The sequence below is a fragment of the Methylobacterium sp. TK26 genome, from assembly GCF_055361565.1.
On record NZ_CM143965.1, the window covers coordinates 3,549,953 to 3,566,816 of the forward strand.

Sequence of the window (16,864 nt, forward strand, 5' to 3'; positions counted from 1 at the left end):
TTGGCTAACGATGGGAGGCTTCGCCCAGCCGCGCAAATACCGGTTGTCTCAAGGCGCAAGGCGTCGTCTTCTGTTTGGCGCACGGCGCGAAAAGCCCTGGCGTTATTTAGCCGACATGCGAAGGATCGCGGATGGCCACCCGCCCGCGCGAACGCTACACGACCTTCCTCGTCGCCCTCGGCACGGCGCGTGGATCCGGCGCGCCCGTCTACGCGGTGCGGATGTCCAGCGCCGCCGAGGCGCTGGCCGCCGTGGCGGACAAGACGACGAACGGCGAGGCCCCGGTGATCGTCGGCAGCCTCTCGACCCGCACCGCCAAGGCCCTCGCCCTCAAGCCCGGCGAGACCCGGCGCGTCTGACCGCCCTCAGCCGATGCGCAGGAGCGTGCGCGGCCCGAGCCGCCGCAGCAGGCGGATCAGATCGGGCTTGGCGAGGGCGACGCAGCCCTCCGTCGGCCGGTAGCCCTCGCGGGCGACGTGCATGAAGATCGCCGAGCCCTTCCCCCGGCGGATCGGGCCGCGGTTGTAGTCGATGTCGAGCACCACGTCGTAGAGCCCGTCCTCCCGCCACATCGCCTCGGCGCTGACGCCCGGCGCCGGCAGGCGGATCGGCCTGTTGTAACGGCGGTCCCTGCGGTCGTCGCACCAGCCGTCGTCCTGGCGGATCGGGTGCAGGGGCAGCGCCGTGCGCGGGCGCGTCGCGAGGTGGTCGGGCCGGTAGGCGCCGCCGCGCAGGCGGAACCGGCCCCGCGGCGAGCCGCCGTCGCCCTCGCGCTTGCGCCCAACGATGCCGCAGGCGCCCAGCGCGCAGGGAATCACCGAGGAGCCCACGAGGAGGTGCCCCTTGCGCCGGTCCCCGACAGTGGGGCGTACGCGGATCTCCGCGAGGGTGGTTCTCACCACGAAAACTTGTCTCCGGTTATGCAACTTCGCGAAGAAATCCGAATGCGAATTGCGCGCAAGCCTCTTTCCGGTCACAAAGCTCGTCCTTTGCAAGTCCGCTCCACCCGGATCGGCGATATCTCGGTGTACAAGGATGGCCTCGACAGTCGGCCGGCGCACCATCCTTCATCGGGGGGATTTCGCGGGCTAGTGCTTTTACGCTAGGGCTTCGTGACGATGTCGAATGCCTACCGTCTGCTGATCTGCGACGACGACGAGATCCTGCGCGATACGTTGATTGAGCAGCTCGCCCTGTCCGAGGAATTTCACGTCGTGGGCGAAGCCTGCGGCGCCGACGCCATGCGCCGGGTCGCGGACGAGCGCATCGACCTCGCCGTGATGGATGTCGGGCTGCCCGACATGGACGGGCGAGAGGCCGTGCGCCGGATGCGGCAGGCGGGCTTCCGCAGCCCGGTCATCATGCTGACCGCGCAGGATTCCGAGGCCGACCACGTCGAGGGGCTGGAGGCGGGTGCGAACGACTACGTCACCAAGCCGTTCAAGTTCGGCATCCTCCTGGCGCGGATCCGCGCCCACCTGCGCAGCCACGAGGCGTCCGAGGACGCGGTGTTCCAGATCGGCCCGTACACGTTCCGGCCGAGCGCCAAGCTGCTGATCGGCGAGCGGGGCTCCAAGCTCAAGCTCACCGAGAAGGAGACCGCGATCCTGCGCTTCCTCTACCGGGCCGGGCGCGCCGTGGTGAACCGCGACACGCTGCTCGCCGAGGTGTGGGGCTACAACGCCCACGTCACCACCCACACCCTGGAAACGCACATCTACCGGCTGCGCCAGAAGATCGAGCCGAACCCGGCGGTGGCGGCGATCCTCGTGACCGAGGGCGGTGGTTACAAGCTCCTTCCCTGATTTATTAGGCTTTTTCGTATAGGCCAGTCTGCCGGGGACGCGGGGAGCGGAGCGGCAGGGGCAGGGGCAGCGTGGGGCTCGACGACGACATAGCGATCCTCGCGGCGGCGCCCGTCTTCGGTTTTCTGGACCGGGACGCCCTGCGCCTGCTCAGCTTCGCCGCCGAACGCCGGGAATTGCGCGCGGGCGACCGCCTGTTCGGCCGGGGCGACCCCGCCGATGGCGGCTTCGTGGTGATGTCCGGCACCATCCGCCTGGAGCCCAAGGGGTCCGAGCCCGTCAGGGCGTCCCGCTCGGCGCTGATCGGCCATCTCGCCCTGTTCGTGCGCGGTGAGCGCCCCTGCGACGCCGTCGCGGAAGGCTCCTGCGAACTCGTCCGCATCACCCCCACCCTGATGCGCCGCGTGCTGGAGGAGTTCCCCTCCGCCGCCCAGGCGATCCACGACGCCATGGCCCTCGACCTCGTGACCTTCACGAACGACCTCGACCGCGTCCGCGCCAAGTTCGGGGACGCCTGACCGGCGGGGCGCGGGCGGCACCCCCCTCCCCGTCGACAGCCCTGGCGGGCGCCTGTAAGCACGGTCTCCCATTCTCAAGAAGACCGCTGCACCCATGTCCCACGCCGACCTTGCCCGGACCATCGAGACCGCCTGGGAGGAGCGCGCCGGCATCTCGTCCGCCACCACGGGCGCCGTGCGGGAGGCCGTGGACGAGGCCCTGAACCTCCTCGATTCGGGCCAGGCCCGCGTCGCCGAGAAGTCGGGCAACGAATGGACGGTCAACCAGTGGCTGAAGAAGGCGGTGCTGCTCTCCTTCCGCCTCAACGACATGACGGCGATCCCCGGCGGCCCCGGCGGCGCCCCTTGGTGGGACAAGGTGCCCTCCAAGTTCGAGGGCTGGGACGCCGCGCGCTTCCAGGAGGCCGGCTTCCGCGCGGTGCCCGGCTGCTTCGTGCGCCGGGGCTCCTACGTGGCCCCCAACGCCATCCTGATGCCGAGCTTCGTGAACCTCGGCGCCCATGTCGGCGAAGGCACGATGGTCGACACCTGGGTGACGGTCGGCTCCTGCGCGCAGATCGGCAAGAACGTCCACCTCTCGGGCGGCGTCGGCATCGGCGGCGTGCTGGAGCCGCTGCAGGCCAACCCGGTCATCATCGAGGACGATTGCTTCATCGGCGCCCGCTCCGAGGTGGTGGAGGGCGTGATCGTCGGCCAGGGCTCGGTGCTGTCGATGGGCGTCTATCTCGGCGCCTCGACCAAGATCGTGGACCGCGCCACCGGCGAAGTCACCTACGGCTACGTGCCGCCCTACTCGGTGGTGGTCTCGGGCTCCCTGCCCGGCAAGGCCTTGCCGGACGGCTCCCCCGGCCCGAGCCTCTACTGCGCCGTCATCGTCAAGCGCGTCGATGCGGGCACCCGCGCCAAGACCGCGATCAACGACCTGCTTCGCACCTGAGGAGCCGGCGGGCATGGAGACGGGCGGCACCTTCGACCTGAAGCTCGGCGGCCAGCGCGTCTCCGTGCCCTACGACCTCTACGGACACGGGCCGGGCGCGCTTATTTTGCCGGCTCTCTCGACCATCTCGTCCCGCCGCGAGGCGACCGGGCTGGCGCGTGAACTCGCCTGGGACCATCACTGCCTCGTGCCGGACTGGCCGGGGTTCGGCGCGCAGCCGCGCCCCCGCGTGCCCCTGGAGCCCGCCACCTTCCACGCCTTCCTCGACGCCCTGCTGGCGGCGGCCCCCGGCCCCTACGCGGTCGGCATCGCCGCCGGCCATGCGGCGGGCTACCTCGTGGCGGCGGCGCGGCGGCACAGGAACGCCTTCGCCCGGCTCGTCCTCGTGGCGCCGACCTGGCGCGGCCCGCTGCCGACCGCGATGCCCGACAGGAAGGCGTGGTTCCCCCGCATCCGCGCCGCCGTGGAGGCGCCGCTGATCGGCGAGGCGCTCTACCGCATCAACATCAGCCCGCCGATCATCGGCCGGATGATGCGCGCCCATGTCTACGGCGACCGCGAGGCGGTGACGCCGGAGCTCGTGCGGGCGAAGCACGCCATCACCCGCCAGCGCAACGGCCGCTTCGGCACGGCGGCCTTCGTGACCGGCGGGCTCGATCCCGTCGCGAGCCGGGAGGATTTCCTCGCCCTGTTCGGGCCGGACCTGCCGCCCGTGCTGCTGCTGCGCCCGGACGACGCCCCCCGCCGCTCCGGCGGGGAAATGGACGCCCTCGCGGAGAGCGGTCTCGTCACCGCCCGGCGTGTCCCGGGCGCCCTGAGTGCGCACGAGGAACACCCCGCCGCGATCGCCGCCGCGATTCGTGCCGCCTGAAACCGGGCGGCCTGGACTCGGGGCCGCACCGAAGGCAGGGATGGTCACGCCGCCGCGATCCGTCTGCCTCGTGTGACGTCCACCCGATGCCGATCGCCAAGCGAGGATACGAGATGCGCCGCCTTTCGCTCACGACGGCCCTGTCACTCGCCGCATTCTTCACCGTCACGCCTTCGTTCGCCGCCCCCGACCAGGGGGCGCCACCCGCCGCCGCCCCCTCCCTACAGGCGGACCCGCTGAAGCCCGGCAAGCCGGCCGTGAAGCCATATCTCGCCGAGGGCGCCCTGCCAGATCCCCTGCGGATCCTCCCGCCGCCGCCGGCCCACCTTTCCCCCCTCGACAATGCCGACCATGCGGCCTTCGCCAACACCCGCGCCCTGAAGGGCTCCGCCCGCTGGAACCTCGCCGCCAACGACGTGGCTGAGGGCGCGGCGGCGGTGCTGGAGAACTTCGCCTGTGTGCTCGGCGTGCACATCGACCAGGGGAAGGTGCCCGCCACCCTCAACCTGCTGGAACGGGCACGGCTCGACCTCGCCCACATGACGCGCATCCCGAAGGTGCATTACCGCCGCCTCCGACCCTTCGTCGGCAACGAATCACCGATCTGCGTGCAGCGGACCCAGGCCCTGGCCGACAGCTTCAGCTATCCCTCCGGCCATGCGACGCAGGGCTGGGCCTACGCCCTCATCATGGCCGCCCTGGTGCCGGAGAAATCCACAGCCATCCTCGCCCGGGGCCGGGCCTACGGCGAGAGCCGCGTGGTGTGCGGTGTGCACTGGCTGAGCGACGTCGCGGCGGGGCGCACCAACGGCTCCTCGACCTTCGCCGCGCTGATGGGCGATGCGGGCTTCCGCGCCGACCTCGACAAGGCGCGGGCCGAGATGCGCGCGGCGCTTGCCGCAGGCGGCACCGCGCCGGACGCTGGCCTGTGCACCCGCGAGGCGGAGGCCCTGCGGGAGCCGCCCTTCGAGTTTTGAACTGGAATGACTTCAGATTTGAAGCGTTTTAACTGTGTGATTTACAACACGTTTTCGTCTTGATCGCGGGCGCGTGATCAGGAAAGCCCGGCTTGGACGCCACCCTTCGCGTCCGGCCGGAAGTTCCCATGTTCGTACGCACGCGCCTCCCCGCCCTGCTCCTCGCCGCGACCGCCCTGTCCGCGCCGGCCCTGGCCCAGGAACCGCAGGTCCATCTGGACGAGATCTCGGTCGAAGCGGTGCGCGCGGCGCTCGGCAACGTCGCGACCTCGCAGGACAGCGCGGCCACGAGCGGCGGCGGCGGCGGCCCGTCGGGCGTCACCGGCTACACGGCCCGCGTGTCGCCCACGGCGACCAAGACCAACACGCCCCTGATCGAGACGCCGCAATCGGTTTCCGTGGTGACGCGGGAGCAATTGAACGACCGCAACGTGCAGAACGTGAACGAGGCCCTGGCCTACGTGCCCGGCACCTCGACCAACGTGTTCGGCTTCGATCCGCGCTTCGACGCGATCTACATCCGCGGCTTCTCCACCACCTATGACGGCATCTTCCGCGACGGCCTCCGGCAATCGGCGGTGGGCCTCACCGTCCCCCGCGTCGAGCCCTACGGCACGGAGGCGCTGACGATCCTGCGCGGCCCAGCCTCCGGCCTCTACGGCCTCGGCTCGCCCGGCGGCATCGTGGACATCACCACCAAGCGGCCGGTCTTCGTGCCCTTCGGCGAGGTCTGGTTCCAGGCCGGCAACTTCAACCGCTTCCAGGGCAACTTCGATTTCGGCGGCCCGGTGGAGGGCTCGGACGGGACCATGGCCTACCGGCTCACCGGCATCGTCCGCCAATCCGACACGTTCCTGCCCGGCGCCACGGACGACCGGGTCAATATCGCCCCGGCCTTCACCTGGAAGCCCTCGGCCGACACGACCTTCACCCTGCTCACAGAGTTCCAGTCCGGCCGCCTGCCCGGCACGGCGGCCTTCTACAACCAGCGCGGCATCGGGGCGACGCGGCTGTATATCGGCGATCCGGGCTTCAACGCCTTCACGCAGGAGCAGCACCGGATCGGCTACGCCTTCGAGCACCGCTTCTCGCCGGACCTGATCTTCCGCCAGAACTTCCGTTATTACGGCGTGAACGGCGATTTCCCCTACACGGACGTCCTCGGCATCACCGGCCTCTCGGCGCAGCGCTATGCGGGGCTCTACAAGGAAAACCTCAGCTCGGTCGCCCTCGACAACCAGATCGAGGGGCACTTCCTCACCGGCCCGGTCAGCCACACCCTGGTCGGCGGCGTCGATTACAATCACTACGACTGGACGCGCCGGTTCGGCTTCAACTTCGACGTCCCGGATCTCGACCTGACGGGCGTGACCGACTTCACCCGCTTCCGCTACCGCACCTTCATCCCCCGCCCTGCCCTCACCTCGGGCAACACGCAGTCACAGGACCAGATCGGCGTCTACCTGCAGGAGCAGGCCAAGTGGGACCGCTTCGTCCTGACCCTAACCGGGCGGCACGATTGGGTCTCGCAGAACACGACGAGCTACAGCGCCTTCGTGCCGGGCGCCCCGCAGAAGCAGGACGACACCGCCTTCACCTACCGGCTCGGCCTGAACTACCTGCTGACGCCGAGCTTCGTGCCCTATGCCAGCTACGCGACGACCTTCACGCCCCAGCTCGGTGCCGACGCGAGCGGACGTGCCTTCAAGCCCGCCACGGGCGACCAGATCGAGGCCGGCGTGAAGTTCGCCGTGCCCAACACCAACATCACCGGCTCGGTGGCGGGCTTCGACATCGTGCAATCGAGCATCCTGCGGCAGGACCCGACCAACGTGGCGAATTCCGTAGCCACCGGCTCCGTCGAATCGAAGGGGTTCGAGGCAGAACTCACGGCGAATTTCGGGCCGGGCACGAACCTGACGCTCGCCTTCACCCATCTCGATTTCCGCTTCCTGCGGCAGACCTCGCTGATCACGGGCGGCCCGATCGACGGCAACGCCCTCTCCGGCATCCCCGGCAACACCTTCACCGCCTTCGGGACCTATGCCTTCCCGCCGGGCTCGCTGCTGGCGGGGCTGCAGATCGGCGGCGGCATCCGCTACGCCGGCACGAGCTTCGGCGACGACGAGAACACCTTCCGCAACCCGACCGTGACGCTGTTCGACGCCCTGATCGCCTACGACTTCGCGGCCCTCGATCCGAAGTACAAGGGCTTCCGCGCGCAGATCAACGCGTACAATATCTTCGACCGGGATTATGCGGTCTGTCAGGCCGGCTATTGCTACCGCGGCGCCCCCGCCACGGTGATCGGCAGCCTGATCTACCGGTGGTGAGTTATCCCCGAAACACGCCGACCATCCTCTCGCCGTAGAGGAATCGTAAGGCCCTGCCCTAAGAGTCGTGGCGCGGCCCCCCCGGTCCGCGCTAGAACCGGAGCGGAACGGGGCGGACAGCGTGATGCGGCTTGACGTGGGATCGGTGGCGGTGCGGGCCGGACGGCTCGGCCTGGTGGCGGCCATGAGCCTCAGCCTCTCGGCCTGTTTCCGCCCACTCTACGGGCCAACGGCCTCGGGTGAGTCGATCCAGGCGCTGCTGGCCTCTGTGCAGGTCGATGAGATCGTGATGGCCCAGGGCCAGGAGCGGCTCGGCCATTACCTACGCAGCGAATTGGTGTTCGACCTCGACGGGTCGGGCCAGCCGGCCAAGAAGCAATACCGCCTGAAGCTCGCAGGCTCCGAGACGGTGCAGACGCCCATCGTCTCCTCCACCACCGGCCGCGCCGAGGCCGGCACGGTGATCGGCAACATCCGCTACAGCCTGGAAGACCTCAGCGGCACCAAGGTGATCGCGGAGGGCGTCGCCACCTCCACCGCGACCTACGACCGCTCGATCCAGCGCTTCGCCAGCCAGCGCGCCGCCCGCGACGCGGAGATCCGCCTCGCGGACACCCTGGCCGACCAGATCAAGACCCGGATCGCCTCGGTGCTGGCGGCCAAGCCGTGAGCGACCGGTGACGGCTGTCCGGCCGGGGGATATCGAGGACCTGATCCGGCGGGGGCCCGACCCGCGCATCCCCGTGATCCTCGTCTACGGACCCGATACCGGCCTCGTCACCGAGCGGGCCAAGGCGCTCGCCGAATCCTTCCTGCCCGACGCCACGGACCCCTTCGCCCTGGTGCGGATCGACGGCGACCTCCTCGCCTCCGATCCCGGCCGGCTCTGCGACGAGGCGGGGACGGTCGGCCTGTTCGGCGGAAAGCGGTCGATCTGGGTGCGGTCCAGCAGCCGCAACTTCGCCCCCGCCATCGAGGCCGTGCTCTCCATCCCCGTCACCGATACGCGGATCGTGCTGGAAGGGGGCGATTTCGCCAAGGGCAACCCCGTCCGCGCCCTCTGCGAGAAGTCGCAGCGGGCGCTGGCCATTCCCTGCTACCCGGATGACGAGCGGGCCCTCGGCGACCTCATCGACCGGACCCTGCGGGCGCGTGACCTGCGCATCGACCGCGAGGCGCGGGAGGTGCTGGTGCGCAGCCTCGGCGGCGACCGCCGGGCGAGCCTGATGGAGATCGAGAAGCTCGCCCTCTACGCCTCGGGCCAGGGCAGCGTGACCTTGGACGACGTGGAGGCGGTGGTGAGCGATGTCGCCGCCAGCGTCCTCAACACCCTGGTGGATGCGGCCTTCGACGGGCGGATCGAGGTGGTGGAGCGCGATTCCCGCCGCTTCCGGCTGGAGGGGCTGGACCCTGCGCAGGTGCTCGGCTCGGCCCTGCGCCACGCCACGGCGATGCTCGCGCTCCGCCTCGACAATCCGGAAAAGTCATCGAGCGCCATGGCGGCCGCGTGGCGCGGCCTGCACTTCAAGCGCAAGGCGAGCGTCGAGCGGCAACTCGGCCTCTGGGGTCCTGCCCGCCTGCGGCAGGCCATCGACATCCTCGCCCAGGCGGTCCTCGCCAGCCGCCGCGCCGAGCCGGCTCTGGCTGAGGCCATCGCGTCGGCGGCCCTGCTCCGCATCGCGGAAGCCGGCCGCCGCCGCTGAGGCGTCACGTTTGAATTGCCCTACCCCCTCCCCTCATCCTGAGGTGCTGCGTAAGCGGCCTCGAAGGAGGGTTCCAGGGATCACGGAGCCTTCTGGAGCTTCCTTCGAGGCCCGCAGATGCGGGCACCTCAGGATGAGGGGGGCGGAAGGGGCGGTCCTTCTGCCCTTCAGTCGTCCGCCGGGACCTTCAGCCGGTCGAGCAGGCTCTGCAACTCGTCGCGGCTGGCATAGCGCAGGCGGATCTCGCCCGTCTCCTCGTCCTTCGGCTTGTAGGTGACGGCGACGCCGAGCGCCTTGTGCAGGCGCAATTCCAGCGAACGGACCGGCGCCGGGCGCTCGGCCGCGAGACGCGGGCGGCCGGGGCGCGGGGTCTCGGACGGTTCGGCCTCGGCGGCGGCCAGGGCCTCGACCTCGCGCACGGACAGGCCCTCGGCCACGATCCGCCGGGCGACGCCCTCGGGATCGCGGAGCGCGAGGAGCGCGCGGGCATGGCCGGCGGTGATCTCGCCCGCGCTCAGCCGGTCCTGCACCGGCTGCGGCAGGTTGAGGAGGCGCAGCGTGTTGGCGAGATGGCTGCGGCTCTTGCCCAGGATCTCGGCCAGTTCGCGCTGCGTGTAGGAGAAGTCGCTCATCAGGCGCTCGTAGCCCGAGGCTTCCTCGATCGGGTTGAGGTCCGCCCGCTGGACGTTCTCCAGGATCGCGAATTCCAGCGAGGCGCGGTCGTCGATCTCGACGACGACCACCGGCACCTCATCGAGCCCGGCCCGCTGCGCCGCGCGCCAGCGGCGCTCGCCGGCCACGATCTCGAAGGCGCCCGGCACGTCGGCCAGGGGCCGCACGACGATGGGCTGGATGAGGCCCCGCGCCTTGATGGAGCCGGCGAGTTCGGACAATTCCTCCTCGCCGAAATGCCGGCGGGGGTTGCGCGGGTTCGGCCGCAGGAACTCCACGGCGACCTTGCGCTGGCCCTCGTGCTTGGGCGGTGGCTGCGCCGGATCCCCGAAATCGCCGATCAGGGCCGCGAGCCCGCGCCCCAGCCGGGGCCTTGCGACCTCTTCAGCCATCGTCTCACCTGTCCTCGAAACTTACGCCGCCGCCGGCACGCGGCCTTCGCGCTGGATCACCTCGGAGGCGAGGCGCAGATAGGCTTGGCTGCCGGCGCATTTCAGATCGTACAGCAAAGCTGGCTTGCCGTGCGAGGGCGCTTCGGACACACGCACGTTGCGGGGGATCATGGTCTCGTAGACCTTGTCGCCCATGAAGCTGCGCACATCCGCCACGACCTGCGCCGAGAGGTTGTTGCGCGGATCGAACATCGTCAGCACGACGCCCTGGATCGTCAGGCGCGGGTTCAGCGCGCCTCGCACCTGCTCCACGGTGCGCAGCAACTGGCTCAAGCCCTCCAGGGCGAAGAACTCGCATTGCAGCGGCACCAGCACCGCATCCGCCGCCGCCAGGGCGTTGATCGTCAGCAGGTTCAGGGAGGGCGGGCAATCGATCAGCACGTAGCTGATGCGCTTCAGGCTCTCGGACTGCGCCATGCTCTTCAGCGCATTGCGCAGGCGGTGCGCCCGGTCCTGCGCGGTCGCCATCTCCATCTCGAGACCCAGCAGGTCCATAGTGGAGGGGGCGATGGACAGGCGCGGCACGGCCGTCGGGATGATGGTCTGCGCGAGGCTCGCCTCGCCGGCCATGAGATCGTAGGTCGAAATCCGGCGGCGGGCCTTCTCGATGCCGAGCCCGGTCGAGGCGTTGCCCTGGGGATCGAGGTCGATCACCAGAACTTCCTCGCCGATGGCGGCGAGCGCCGTGCCCAGATTGATGGCGGTCGTCGTCTTGCCGACGCCGCCCTTCTGGTTCGCCAGGGCCAGGACCCGCAGGGGCTTGGCCGGATGGCTCATGTCGGGGCGCTCGGAGGCGTCGACCATCGTCGCGTCGCTCATCGGGGGCTCGTTTCGGTGAGGGCGGTGACCCGCACGATCCGGGCGTCGGCATCGGTCCGACTCGGCACGAGATCGTAGGTGAATGTCCACCGCGCGGAGGCCTGGGTCAATTCCGCCTGCACATCCCGCCCCTTCGGAAACAGGCCGATGGTGCCCGAATTCAACAGTGGCGCCGACCAATCGAGCAACTGATCGAGAGCGGCAAGCGCCCGCGCGCAGACGATCTCAGTCCCCACGGCGTCGCCGATCACTGCCTCGATCCGTCCGTTGCGGATCGTCGCCGGAGCGCCGGTCAGGCGGGCGGCCTCGGTGAGGAAGGCGCATTTGCGCGCGTTGCTCTCCACCAGCGTCACCCGGATGCCCCTCTCCTTCCCGGCGATGGCCAGGATCAGACCGGGGATGCCGGCGCCGGAGCCGAGATCGATCCAGGTGCGGGCGTCGGGTGCGAGGGTCAGGAGCTGCAGCGCGTCGGCGACATGGCGGCTCCAGACCTCGGAAAGGGTGGAGGGGCCGACGAGGTTCTTCACCGTCTGCCAGCGATGAAGCTGGGCGACATAGGCGTCCAGCGCCTGCGTTGTTTCACGTGAAACATCGTAGGTCCTCAGGACCTGTTCGCGGCCGCGGTCGCTCATGCCGGCTGCCGCGCGGCGCGCTGGCCCCGCTTGGCATGAGCGGCCAGCAGGGTCAGGGCCGCCGGGGTGACGCCCTCGATCCGCGCCGCCTGCCCGAGGGTACCGGGGCGGACGCTTTCGAGCTTCAGGCGCATCTCGTTCGACAGGCCGCTGATCCCGGCATAGTCCAGCCCCTCCGGCAGGCGCACCGCCTCGTCCCGGCGGAAGGCGGCGATGTCGGCGCTCTGGCGGTCGAGATAGACGGCATAGGTCGCGTCCGTCCGCAGGCGATCGGCGATGCGCGGCGGCACCTCGGCGAGGTCCGGCCAGACTGCGGCGAGGCGGGCCCAGTCGATCTCCGGGTAGGAGAGAAGCTGGAAGGCGCTGCGGCGGATGCCGTCCTGGTTCAGGGCGATGCCCTGGGCGGCGGCTTGGCTCGGCGTGAGGCTCAGGGCATCGAGCTGGGCGCGGGCGGCGGCGAGGGCAGCGCGTGACTGCGCGAAATGCGCCGCGCGCTGCGGGCCGACGAGGCCGAGGGTGAGGCCGCGCGGGGTCAGCCGTTCGTCGGCATTGTCCACGCGCAGGCTCAGGCGATACTCAGAGCGCGAGGTGAACATACGGTAGGGCTCGCTCACCCCGTGGGTGATGAGGTCATCGATCATCACGCCGAGATAGGATTCGGCGCGGTCGAAGGCGGCAAGCGGCTGGTTGCCGGCCAGCCGCGCGGCGTTGAGCCCGGCGACGAGCCCCTGCCCCGCCGCCTCCTCGTAGCCGGTGGTGCCGTTGATCTGCCCGGCCAGGAACAGGCCCGGCTGCCTCTTCACCTGAAGCCCGGCATCGAGTTCGCGCGGATCGACGTAATCGTATTCGATGGCGTAGCCCGGCCGCAGGATCTCCGCCCGCTCCAGGCCGGGGATCGCCTGGACGATGGCGCGCTGCACCTCCTCCGGCAGGGCGGTCGAGATGCCGTTCGGGTACACGACCGGATCGTCCAGCCCCTCCGGTTCGAGGAAGATCTGGTGCCCCTCCCGGTCGCCGAAGCGCACGACCTTGTCCTCGATGGACGGGCAGTAGCGCGGCCCCCGGCTGGCGATGCCGCCGGAATACATCGGCGAGCGGTGCAGGTTGGCGCGGATGATGTCGTGGACGGCCTGCGTCGTCCGTGTGATGCCGCAGGCGATCTGCGGCGTGGTGATCCGCTCAGTGAGGGTCGAGAACGGGACGGGGTCCTCATCCGCCTCCTGCCGTTCGAGCTGGTCCCAGCCGATGCTGTCGCGGGCTAGGCGAGGCGGCGTGCCGGTCTTCAGCCGGCCGAGGCGCAGGCCGAGCCCGTCGAGGCTCCGCGCGAGGCCCACCGAAGGCGCCTCCCCCACCCGCCCGGCGGGGATCTGGACCTCGCCGATATGGATCAGGCCGCGCAGGAAGGTGCCCGTGGTGAGCACCACCGCCCCTGCCCCGAGCGTCGTGCCGTCCGCCAGGGTGATCCCAGCAATATGCCCGGCCGCATCGCGAAGAAGGTCCTCGCAGGCGCCCGGCACGACGTGGAGGTTCGCCGTCTCGGCCACCGCCTGCTGCATCGCCGCCGCGTAGAGCTTGCGGTCGGCCTGGGTGCGGGGACCGCGCACCGCCGGACCCTTGCGCCGGTTGAGCAGGCGGAACTGGATGCCCGCCGCATCGGCCACCCGGCCCATCAGCCCGTCGAGGGCATCGACCTCGCGGACGAGGTGTCCCTTGCCGAGGCCGCCGATGGCCGGATTGCAGGACATCGCCCCGATCGTCGCCGGATCGTGCGTGACGAGGGCCGTCAGGGCGCCACAGCGGGCGGCGGCCGCGGCGGCTTCAACGCCGGCATGGCCACCGCCGACGACGATCACGTCGAAGCGGGTGGGGCGGGAAATGGGCATGCCCGTGCTTACGCGCGCGGGCGGGGGCGGGTCAACGCGACAGGGCCGATTCGCGCAACCTCGTGTCGCTATTGCCGCCTTTCGCGGCAGCGTCCGTGGGGGACGTGATCATCGGGATATCACCGCAGCGCCGAATTGATGAGAAATCCAGCGTATTCGGCCTCCGTCGAAGCGTGCAAATTTAGGCTGTGGGCAGAACTTGAAGCCGGCTCAATGCTCTGTAATCATGGTTAGACGGTATTGGCGATGTGAGTGGTCTTACGACGCTTGCGGGAGGCTCCGATGTCATCCTTGTCGATCGGGTTGGGTGCGGCGTGCTGTGCGGCCGGGGCGGCCGCCCATTTCCTCGATGAGACCCACCGCAAGGAGGGGGCCTTTGGATTGGCCGGCTTCGGCTTCCTGCTGGTGGGAATGTACCTCACTCGCGCCTGAGTGTTTCACGTGAAACAGCGCTCCGGGACACAGAGGGCAAAAATCGGTTGCGTGCCGGCTCGCTGGGCTTGCCCCCGTTCGCACGCTCGGCAACACTTTCGAAGCGTCGGTTTCCGGTAATCATAGGCTTGCCGGACGCCTTGTCTCGTGACGGATGATGGTGAGCATGGCCCGGGTCTTCGGCCGGAACGTTGGGCTGTGGACCGCCGGATCGCTCGGCCTCGTCACGATTGGGCCGTTGGCCGTCTTCTCACCGAGCGCTGCCGCGCTGTGTCTGGCCGCCGCCGGAAGCCTCGGCGCCGGTACCGCATGGGCGCGGATCTCGAAACTGAACGCCCGATGCGAGAAGCTGTCCCAGGAAGTCGATGTGCTCTCGCAGCGGCTTCTCAAGGCGGAAGCCGCGCCGCCGCGTCCCGCCGCCGACGCTGCACCGCCGGATACCTTGCGCTCCGAGGTGCATGAACTCACGGTGGAGATCGGCCTGTTGAGCGGGATCGTGCGCGATCTCAGCGCGGTGATCCGCAGCCAGGACGACGAGATCGCCGCCCTCAAGACCCGCGAGGTTCCGGTGGCGAAGGAGCCGCCGTCTCCGCCGGAGCCGAAGCCGCAGCCCGCCCCGCCTCCCCCGCCGGCCCCGGCGCCGGTCGAGACATCCTGGACGCCGCCCGTCATCGCCCGCCTGCCGGAACTGCCGGCCGTCATCGCACCACCGGTTCCGAGGCCGATCCCGCCGCGTCCACCCGAAAGGCCGCGCGGCCCCGACGAATCCGCGATCCTCGCCGCCTTCGATCGCGACCTGTTGGAGGTCTATCTCCAGCCCATCGTCACCCTGCCCCAGCGCAAGGTCGTGGCCTACGAGGCGCTGGCGCGGCTGCGCGTGGAAGACCAGCCGCTCGACACCACGCAGTACCTGCCGGCCCTCGAACGGAACGGGCGCACCACGGAACTCGACCGGCGGATGCTGGCCCGCACCGGCACCATCGTCCGCCACCTCGGCAAGCGCGGCAGCGATGCGCGGGTGACTTACGGCCTGTCGCCCCTATCGCTGTTCGAGCTGGGTTTCCTGAAGGAGATCGGGCGCATGGCCCACGACGAGCAGGCCTTGGCCGGGCTGGACATCGCCCTGCCCCAGGCCAGTTGGCGCGGCCTCGACAGCGGGCAGCTTGGCGCCCTATCGGCCCTGCGCGGGCGGGTCGGCTTCTGCCTCGACCGGCCGACGGATCTGCGCTTCGATGCCCGCGAGTTCATGGAGTACGGCATCGGGCAGGTGAAGGTCCCGGCGGACCTGCTGCTGCGGCCGGGTGTGGCGCGGGGCGTGCTGAGCGACATCGCGGTGGAGGATCTTGCGCCGGCCCTGGCCCGCGCCCGAATCCGCCTCGTGGTCAACGAGGTCGGCGCCGAGGCGGACGTGCCGGACCTCATCGACCTCAACGTGCCCTATGCGCAGGGCGCGGCCTTCGCGCCGGCCCGGCCGGTGCGCGGCGACATCCTCGCCGCGCTTCCCCCGGAGCCGCCGCCCCCGCCGCAGGACGATCCCGGCTCCGAGCGCCGCTCGTTCCGGTCGCTCCTGCGCCGGGCTGGGTGAGGGCGGTCTCAGACCGGTACGTTGTCGATGAGCCGTGTCCGCCCGAGATAGGCCGCCGCGAGCACGCGGGCCGGGCCGGTGACGCGCTCGACCGGCGCGAGGCTCGCGGCATCGCAGACGGACAGGTATTGGACGGTGAAGCCCGCCGCGGCGAGGGCGGCCACGCCCTCACTCACCGGCCCCGCGACCGATCCGCCGTCGCGGGCCTTGGCGGCGATGCCGGCGAGCACGGCGTGCAGCGTCGGCGCGCGGCCGCGCTCCTCGGCCGAGAGGTAGCGGTTGCGCGAGGAGAGGGCGAGGCCGTCCGCCTCGCGGATGGTGGGCACGCCCCGGATCTCGGGTACCATGTCGAGATCGGCCACGACCCGCTTGATCACCTGCAACTGCTGGAAATCCTTCTCGCCGAACAGGGCGATATCCGGCCGCACTTGGTTCAGCAGCTTGGTGACGACGGTGGCGACGCCGGAGAAATGGCCCGGCCGGAGGGGCCCGCAGAGGCCGTCCGTCAGCCCCGCCATCTCGATCCGGGTGGCGAAACCCGGCGGGTACATGGTCGCCACATCGGGCGTCCAGGCGGCATCGGCCCCCGCGCCCGCCATCGCCGCGAGGTCGGCGGCGACGTCGCGGGGGTAGCGGGAGAAATCCTCCGTGGGGCCGAACTGGGTCGGGTTCACGAAGATGCTCACCACGGCTCGCGAGGCCACGCGCTTGGCTTCCGCGATGAGGGTCAGATGGCCCTCATGCAGGGCGCCCATGGTCGGCACCAGGGCCACGGTCTCGCCCGCGGCCCGCCAGCTGGAGACGGCGGCGCGCAGGGCAGGGAGGTCGGAGAGATGGAGTGGTGAAGAGGCAGTCACGGCCGGACCCTGGTTTCGTTCGGGCCGGGTCTAGCCGATTCTCGGGGGCTATGGGCAGTAGGGCAGCACGGACCGGCCGTAGGGATCGTCGATGCCGAGCGGCGGCGTGAAACCGTAATAGCTCGGCTTGCCGAGGCCGTAGGGCGAGCCGACATAGCTCGGATCGTCGGGGGCGTTGGTCGGCGTCGGGACGCGGCGCGGCGTGCAGACGATCTTCGTCCGGCGGCGGGGCAGGGGGAGGGGGCCCTGCACGTCGAGCCCGTCGCCGCGGGGGAAGTAGCGCGGCAGCGGCGGCCCGCCGGGATCGCCGACGTAAGGCTCCCCGAGGTCGGCGGCGAAAGCCGGGCCGGCGAGCAGAACCAGCGCCAGCGCCATCGATCCGCCGAGC

The 16,864-nt window shown here is 70.3% G+C and carries 18 protein-coding genes; 11 read left to right on the forward strand and 7 right to left on the reverse strand.

The window, feature by feature from the left end; all coding sequences use genetic code 11:
• Nucleotides 1-131: 131 nt before the first annotated feature.
• Nucleotides 132-359, forward strand: coding sequence for a hypothetical protein (locus tag ACXJ1Y_RS17250; RefSeq protein WP_463847388.1), 228 nt, complete (start codon nt 132-134; stop codon nt 357-359).
• Between the two features lie 6 nt (nt 360-365).
• Here the strand turns inward: ACXJ1Y_RS17250 and ACXJ1Y_RS17255 are convergent, their stop codons facing one another.
• A complete protein-coding gene (locus tag ACXJ1Y_RS17255) occupies nt 366-902 on the reverse strand; it encodes a L,D-transpeptidase family protein (protein WP_463847389.1) in 537 nt (178 codons plus the stop codon).
• A gap of 216 nt (nt 903-1,118) precedes the next feature.
• On the opposite strand from ACXJ1Y_RS17255, the gene ACXJ1Y_RS17260 reads away from it, so the two are divergent.
• The 8 genes from ACXJ1Y_RS17260 to holA all read left to right on the forward strand — a co-directional run bounded on the left by ACXJ1Y_RS17260 (nt 1,119) and on the right by holA (nt 9,144).
• Nucleotides 1,119-1,805: a response regulator transcription factor gene (locus ACXJ1Y_RS17260; RefSeq protein ID WP_243959664.1), complete on the forward strand. Its 687-nt coding sequence runs from the start codon at nt 1,119-1,121 to the stop codon at nt 1,803-1,805.
• 71 nt (nt 1,806-1,876) lie between these two features.
• On the forward strand, nt 1,877-2,323 hold the full coding sequence (locus tag ACXJ1Y_RS17265; protein WP_463847390.1) for a cyclic nucleotide-binding domain-containing protein: 447 nt from the start codon (nt 1,877-1,879) through the stop codon (nt 2,321-2,323).
• A gap of 94 nt (nt 2,324-2,417) precedes the next feature.
• A complete protein-coding gene (dapD, locus tag ACXJ1Y_RS17270; protein WP_463847391.1) occupies nt 2,418-3,260 on the forward strand; it encodes a 2,3,4,5-tetrahydropyridine-2,6-dicarboxylate N-succinyltransferase in 843 nt (280 codons plus the stop codon).
• A 13-nt stretch (nt 3,261-3,273) separates the two neighbouring features.
• Nucleotides 3,274-4,131: an alpha/beta hydrolase gene (locus ACXJ1Y_RS17275; RefSeq protein ID WP_463847392.1), complete on the forward strand. Its 858-nt coding sequence runs from the start codon at nt 3,274-3,276 to the stop codon at nt 4,129-4,131.
• A 113-nt stretch (nt 4,132-4,244) separates the two neighbouring features.
• Complete coding sequence (locus ACXJ1Y_RS17280) at nt 4,245-5,108, forward strand: acid phosphatase (protein ID WP_463847393.1); 864 nt, start codon at nt 4,245-4,247, stop codon at nt 5,106-5,108.
• A gap of 128 nt (nt 5,109-5,236) precedes the next feature.
• A complete protein-coding gene (locus tag ACXJ1Y_RS17285; protein WP_463847394.1) occupies nt 5,237-7,441 on the forward strand; it encodes a TonB-dependent siderophore receptor in 2,205 nt (734 codons plus the stop codon).
• 124 nt (nt 7,442-7,565) lie between these two features.
• On the forward strand, nt 7,566-8,111 hold the full coding sequence (lptE, locus tag ACXJ1Y_RS17290) for an LPS assembly lipoprotein LptE (RefSeq protein ID WP_342162290.1): 546 nt from the start codon (nt 7,566-7,568) through the stop codon (nt 8,109-8,111).
• 7 nt (nt 8,112-8,118) lie between these two features.
• Nucleotides 8,119-9,144: a DNA polymerase III subunit delta gene (gene holA, locus ACXJ1Y_RS17295; RefSeq protein WP_463847395.1), complete on the forward strand. Its 1,026-nt coding sequence runs from the start codon at nt 8,119-8,121 to the stop codon at nt 9,142-9,144.
• Nucleotides 9,145-9,311: 167 nt separating this feature from the next.
• Here holA and ACXJ1Y_RS17300 read toward each other — a convergent pair whose 3' ends face one another.
• The 4 genes from ACXJ1Y_RS17300 to mnmG are packed head-to-tail and all read right to left on the reverse strand — an operon-like array spanning nt 9,312 to nt 13,602.
• The gene (locus ACXJ1Y_RS17300; RefSeq protein ID WP_463847396.1) at nt 9,312-10,208 is read right to left on the reverse strand and encodes a ParB/RepB/Spo0J family partition protein; all 897 of its coding nucleotides are present in this window, start codon (nt 10,206-10,208) and stop codon (nt 9,312-9,314) included.
• A 21-nt stretch (nt 10,209-10,229) separates the two neighbouring features.
• Nucleotides 10,230-11,087, reverse strand: a complete 858-nt coding sequence (locus ACXJ1Y_RS17305) for a ParA family protein (protein WP_279598028.1) — start codon at nt 11,085-11,087, stop codon at nt 10,230-10,232.
• Nucleotides 11,084-11,719 carry a 16S rRNA (guanine(527)-N(7))-methyltransferase RsmG gene (gene rsmG / locus ACXJ1Y_RS17310; RefSeq protein WP_463847397.1) on the reverse strand — a complete coding sequence of 212 codons (636 nt, stop codon included), beginning with the start codon at nt 11,717-11,719 and terminating at the stop codon, nt 11,084-11,086. Before rsmG ends, ACXJ1Y_RS17305 begins: the two co-directional genes overlap by 4 nt.
• Entirely contained in the window at nt 11,716-13,602 is a 1,887-nt protein-coding gene (mnmG, locus tag ACXJ1Y_RS17315; RefSeq protein WP_463847398.1) for a tRNA uridine-5-carboxymethylaminomethyl(34) synthesis enzyme MnmG, read from the reverse strand. The genes rsmG and mnmG overlap by 4 nt, the downstream gene beginning before the upstream one ends.
• Nucleotides 13,603-13,884: 282 nt before the next feature.
• Here mnmG and ACXJ1Y_RS17320 point away from each other — a divergent pair, with 282 nt between their 5' ends.
• Nucleotides 13,885-14,034, forward strand: coding sequence for a hypothetical protein (locus ACXJ1Y_RS17320; protein WP_342162296.1), 150 nt, complete (start codon nt 13,885-13,887; stop codon nt 14,032-14,034).
• A 166-nt stretch (nt 14,035-14,200) separates the two neighbouring features.
• Nucleotides 14,201-15,619 carry an EAL domain-containing protein gene (locus ACXJ1Y_RS17325; protein WP_463847399.1) on the forward strand — a complete coding sequence of 473 codons (1,419 nt, stop codon included), beginning with the start codon at nt 14,201-14,203 and terminating at the stop codon, nt 15,617-15,619.
• A gap of 8 nt (nt 15,620-15,627) precedes the next feature.
• On the opposite strand, the gene panC is transcribed toward ACXJ1Y_RS17325, so the two are convergent.
• Entirely contained in the window at nt 15,628-16,476 is an 849-nt protein-coding gene (panC, locus tag ACXJ1Y_RS17330) for a pantoate--beta-alanine ligase (RefSeq protein WP_463847400.1), read from the reverse strand.
• A gap of 48 nt (nt 16,477-16,524) precedes the next feature.
• Nucleotides 16,525-16,851 (reverse strand): hypothetical protein, encoded by a 327-nt coding sequence (locus ACXJ1Y_RS17335; RefSeq protein WP_463850146.1) that lies wholly within the window; start codon nt 16,849-16,851, stop codon nt 16,525-16,527.
• Between the last annotated feature and the right edge of the window lie 13 nt (nt 16,852-16,864).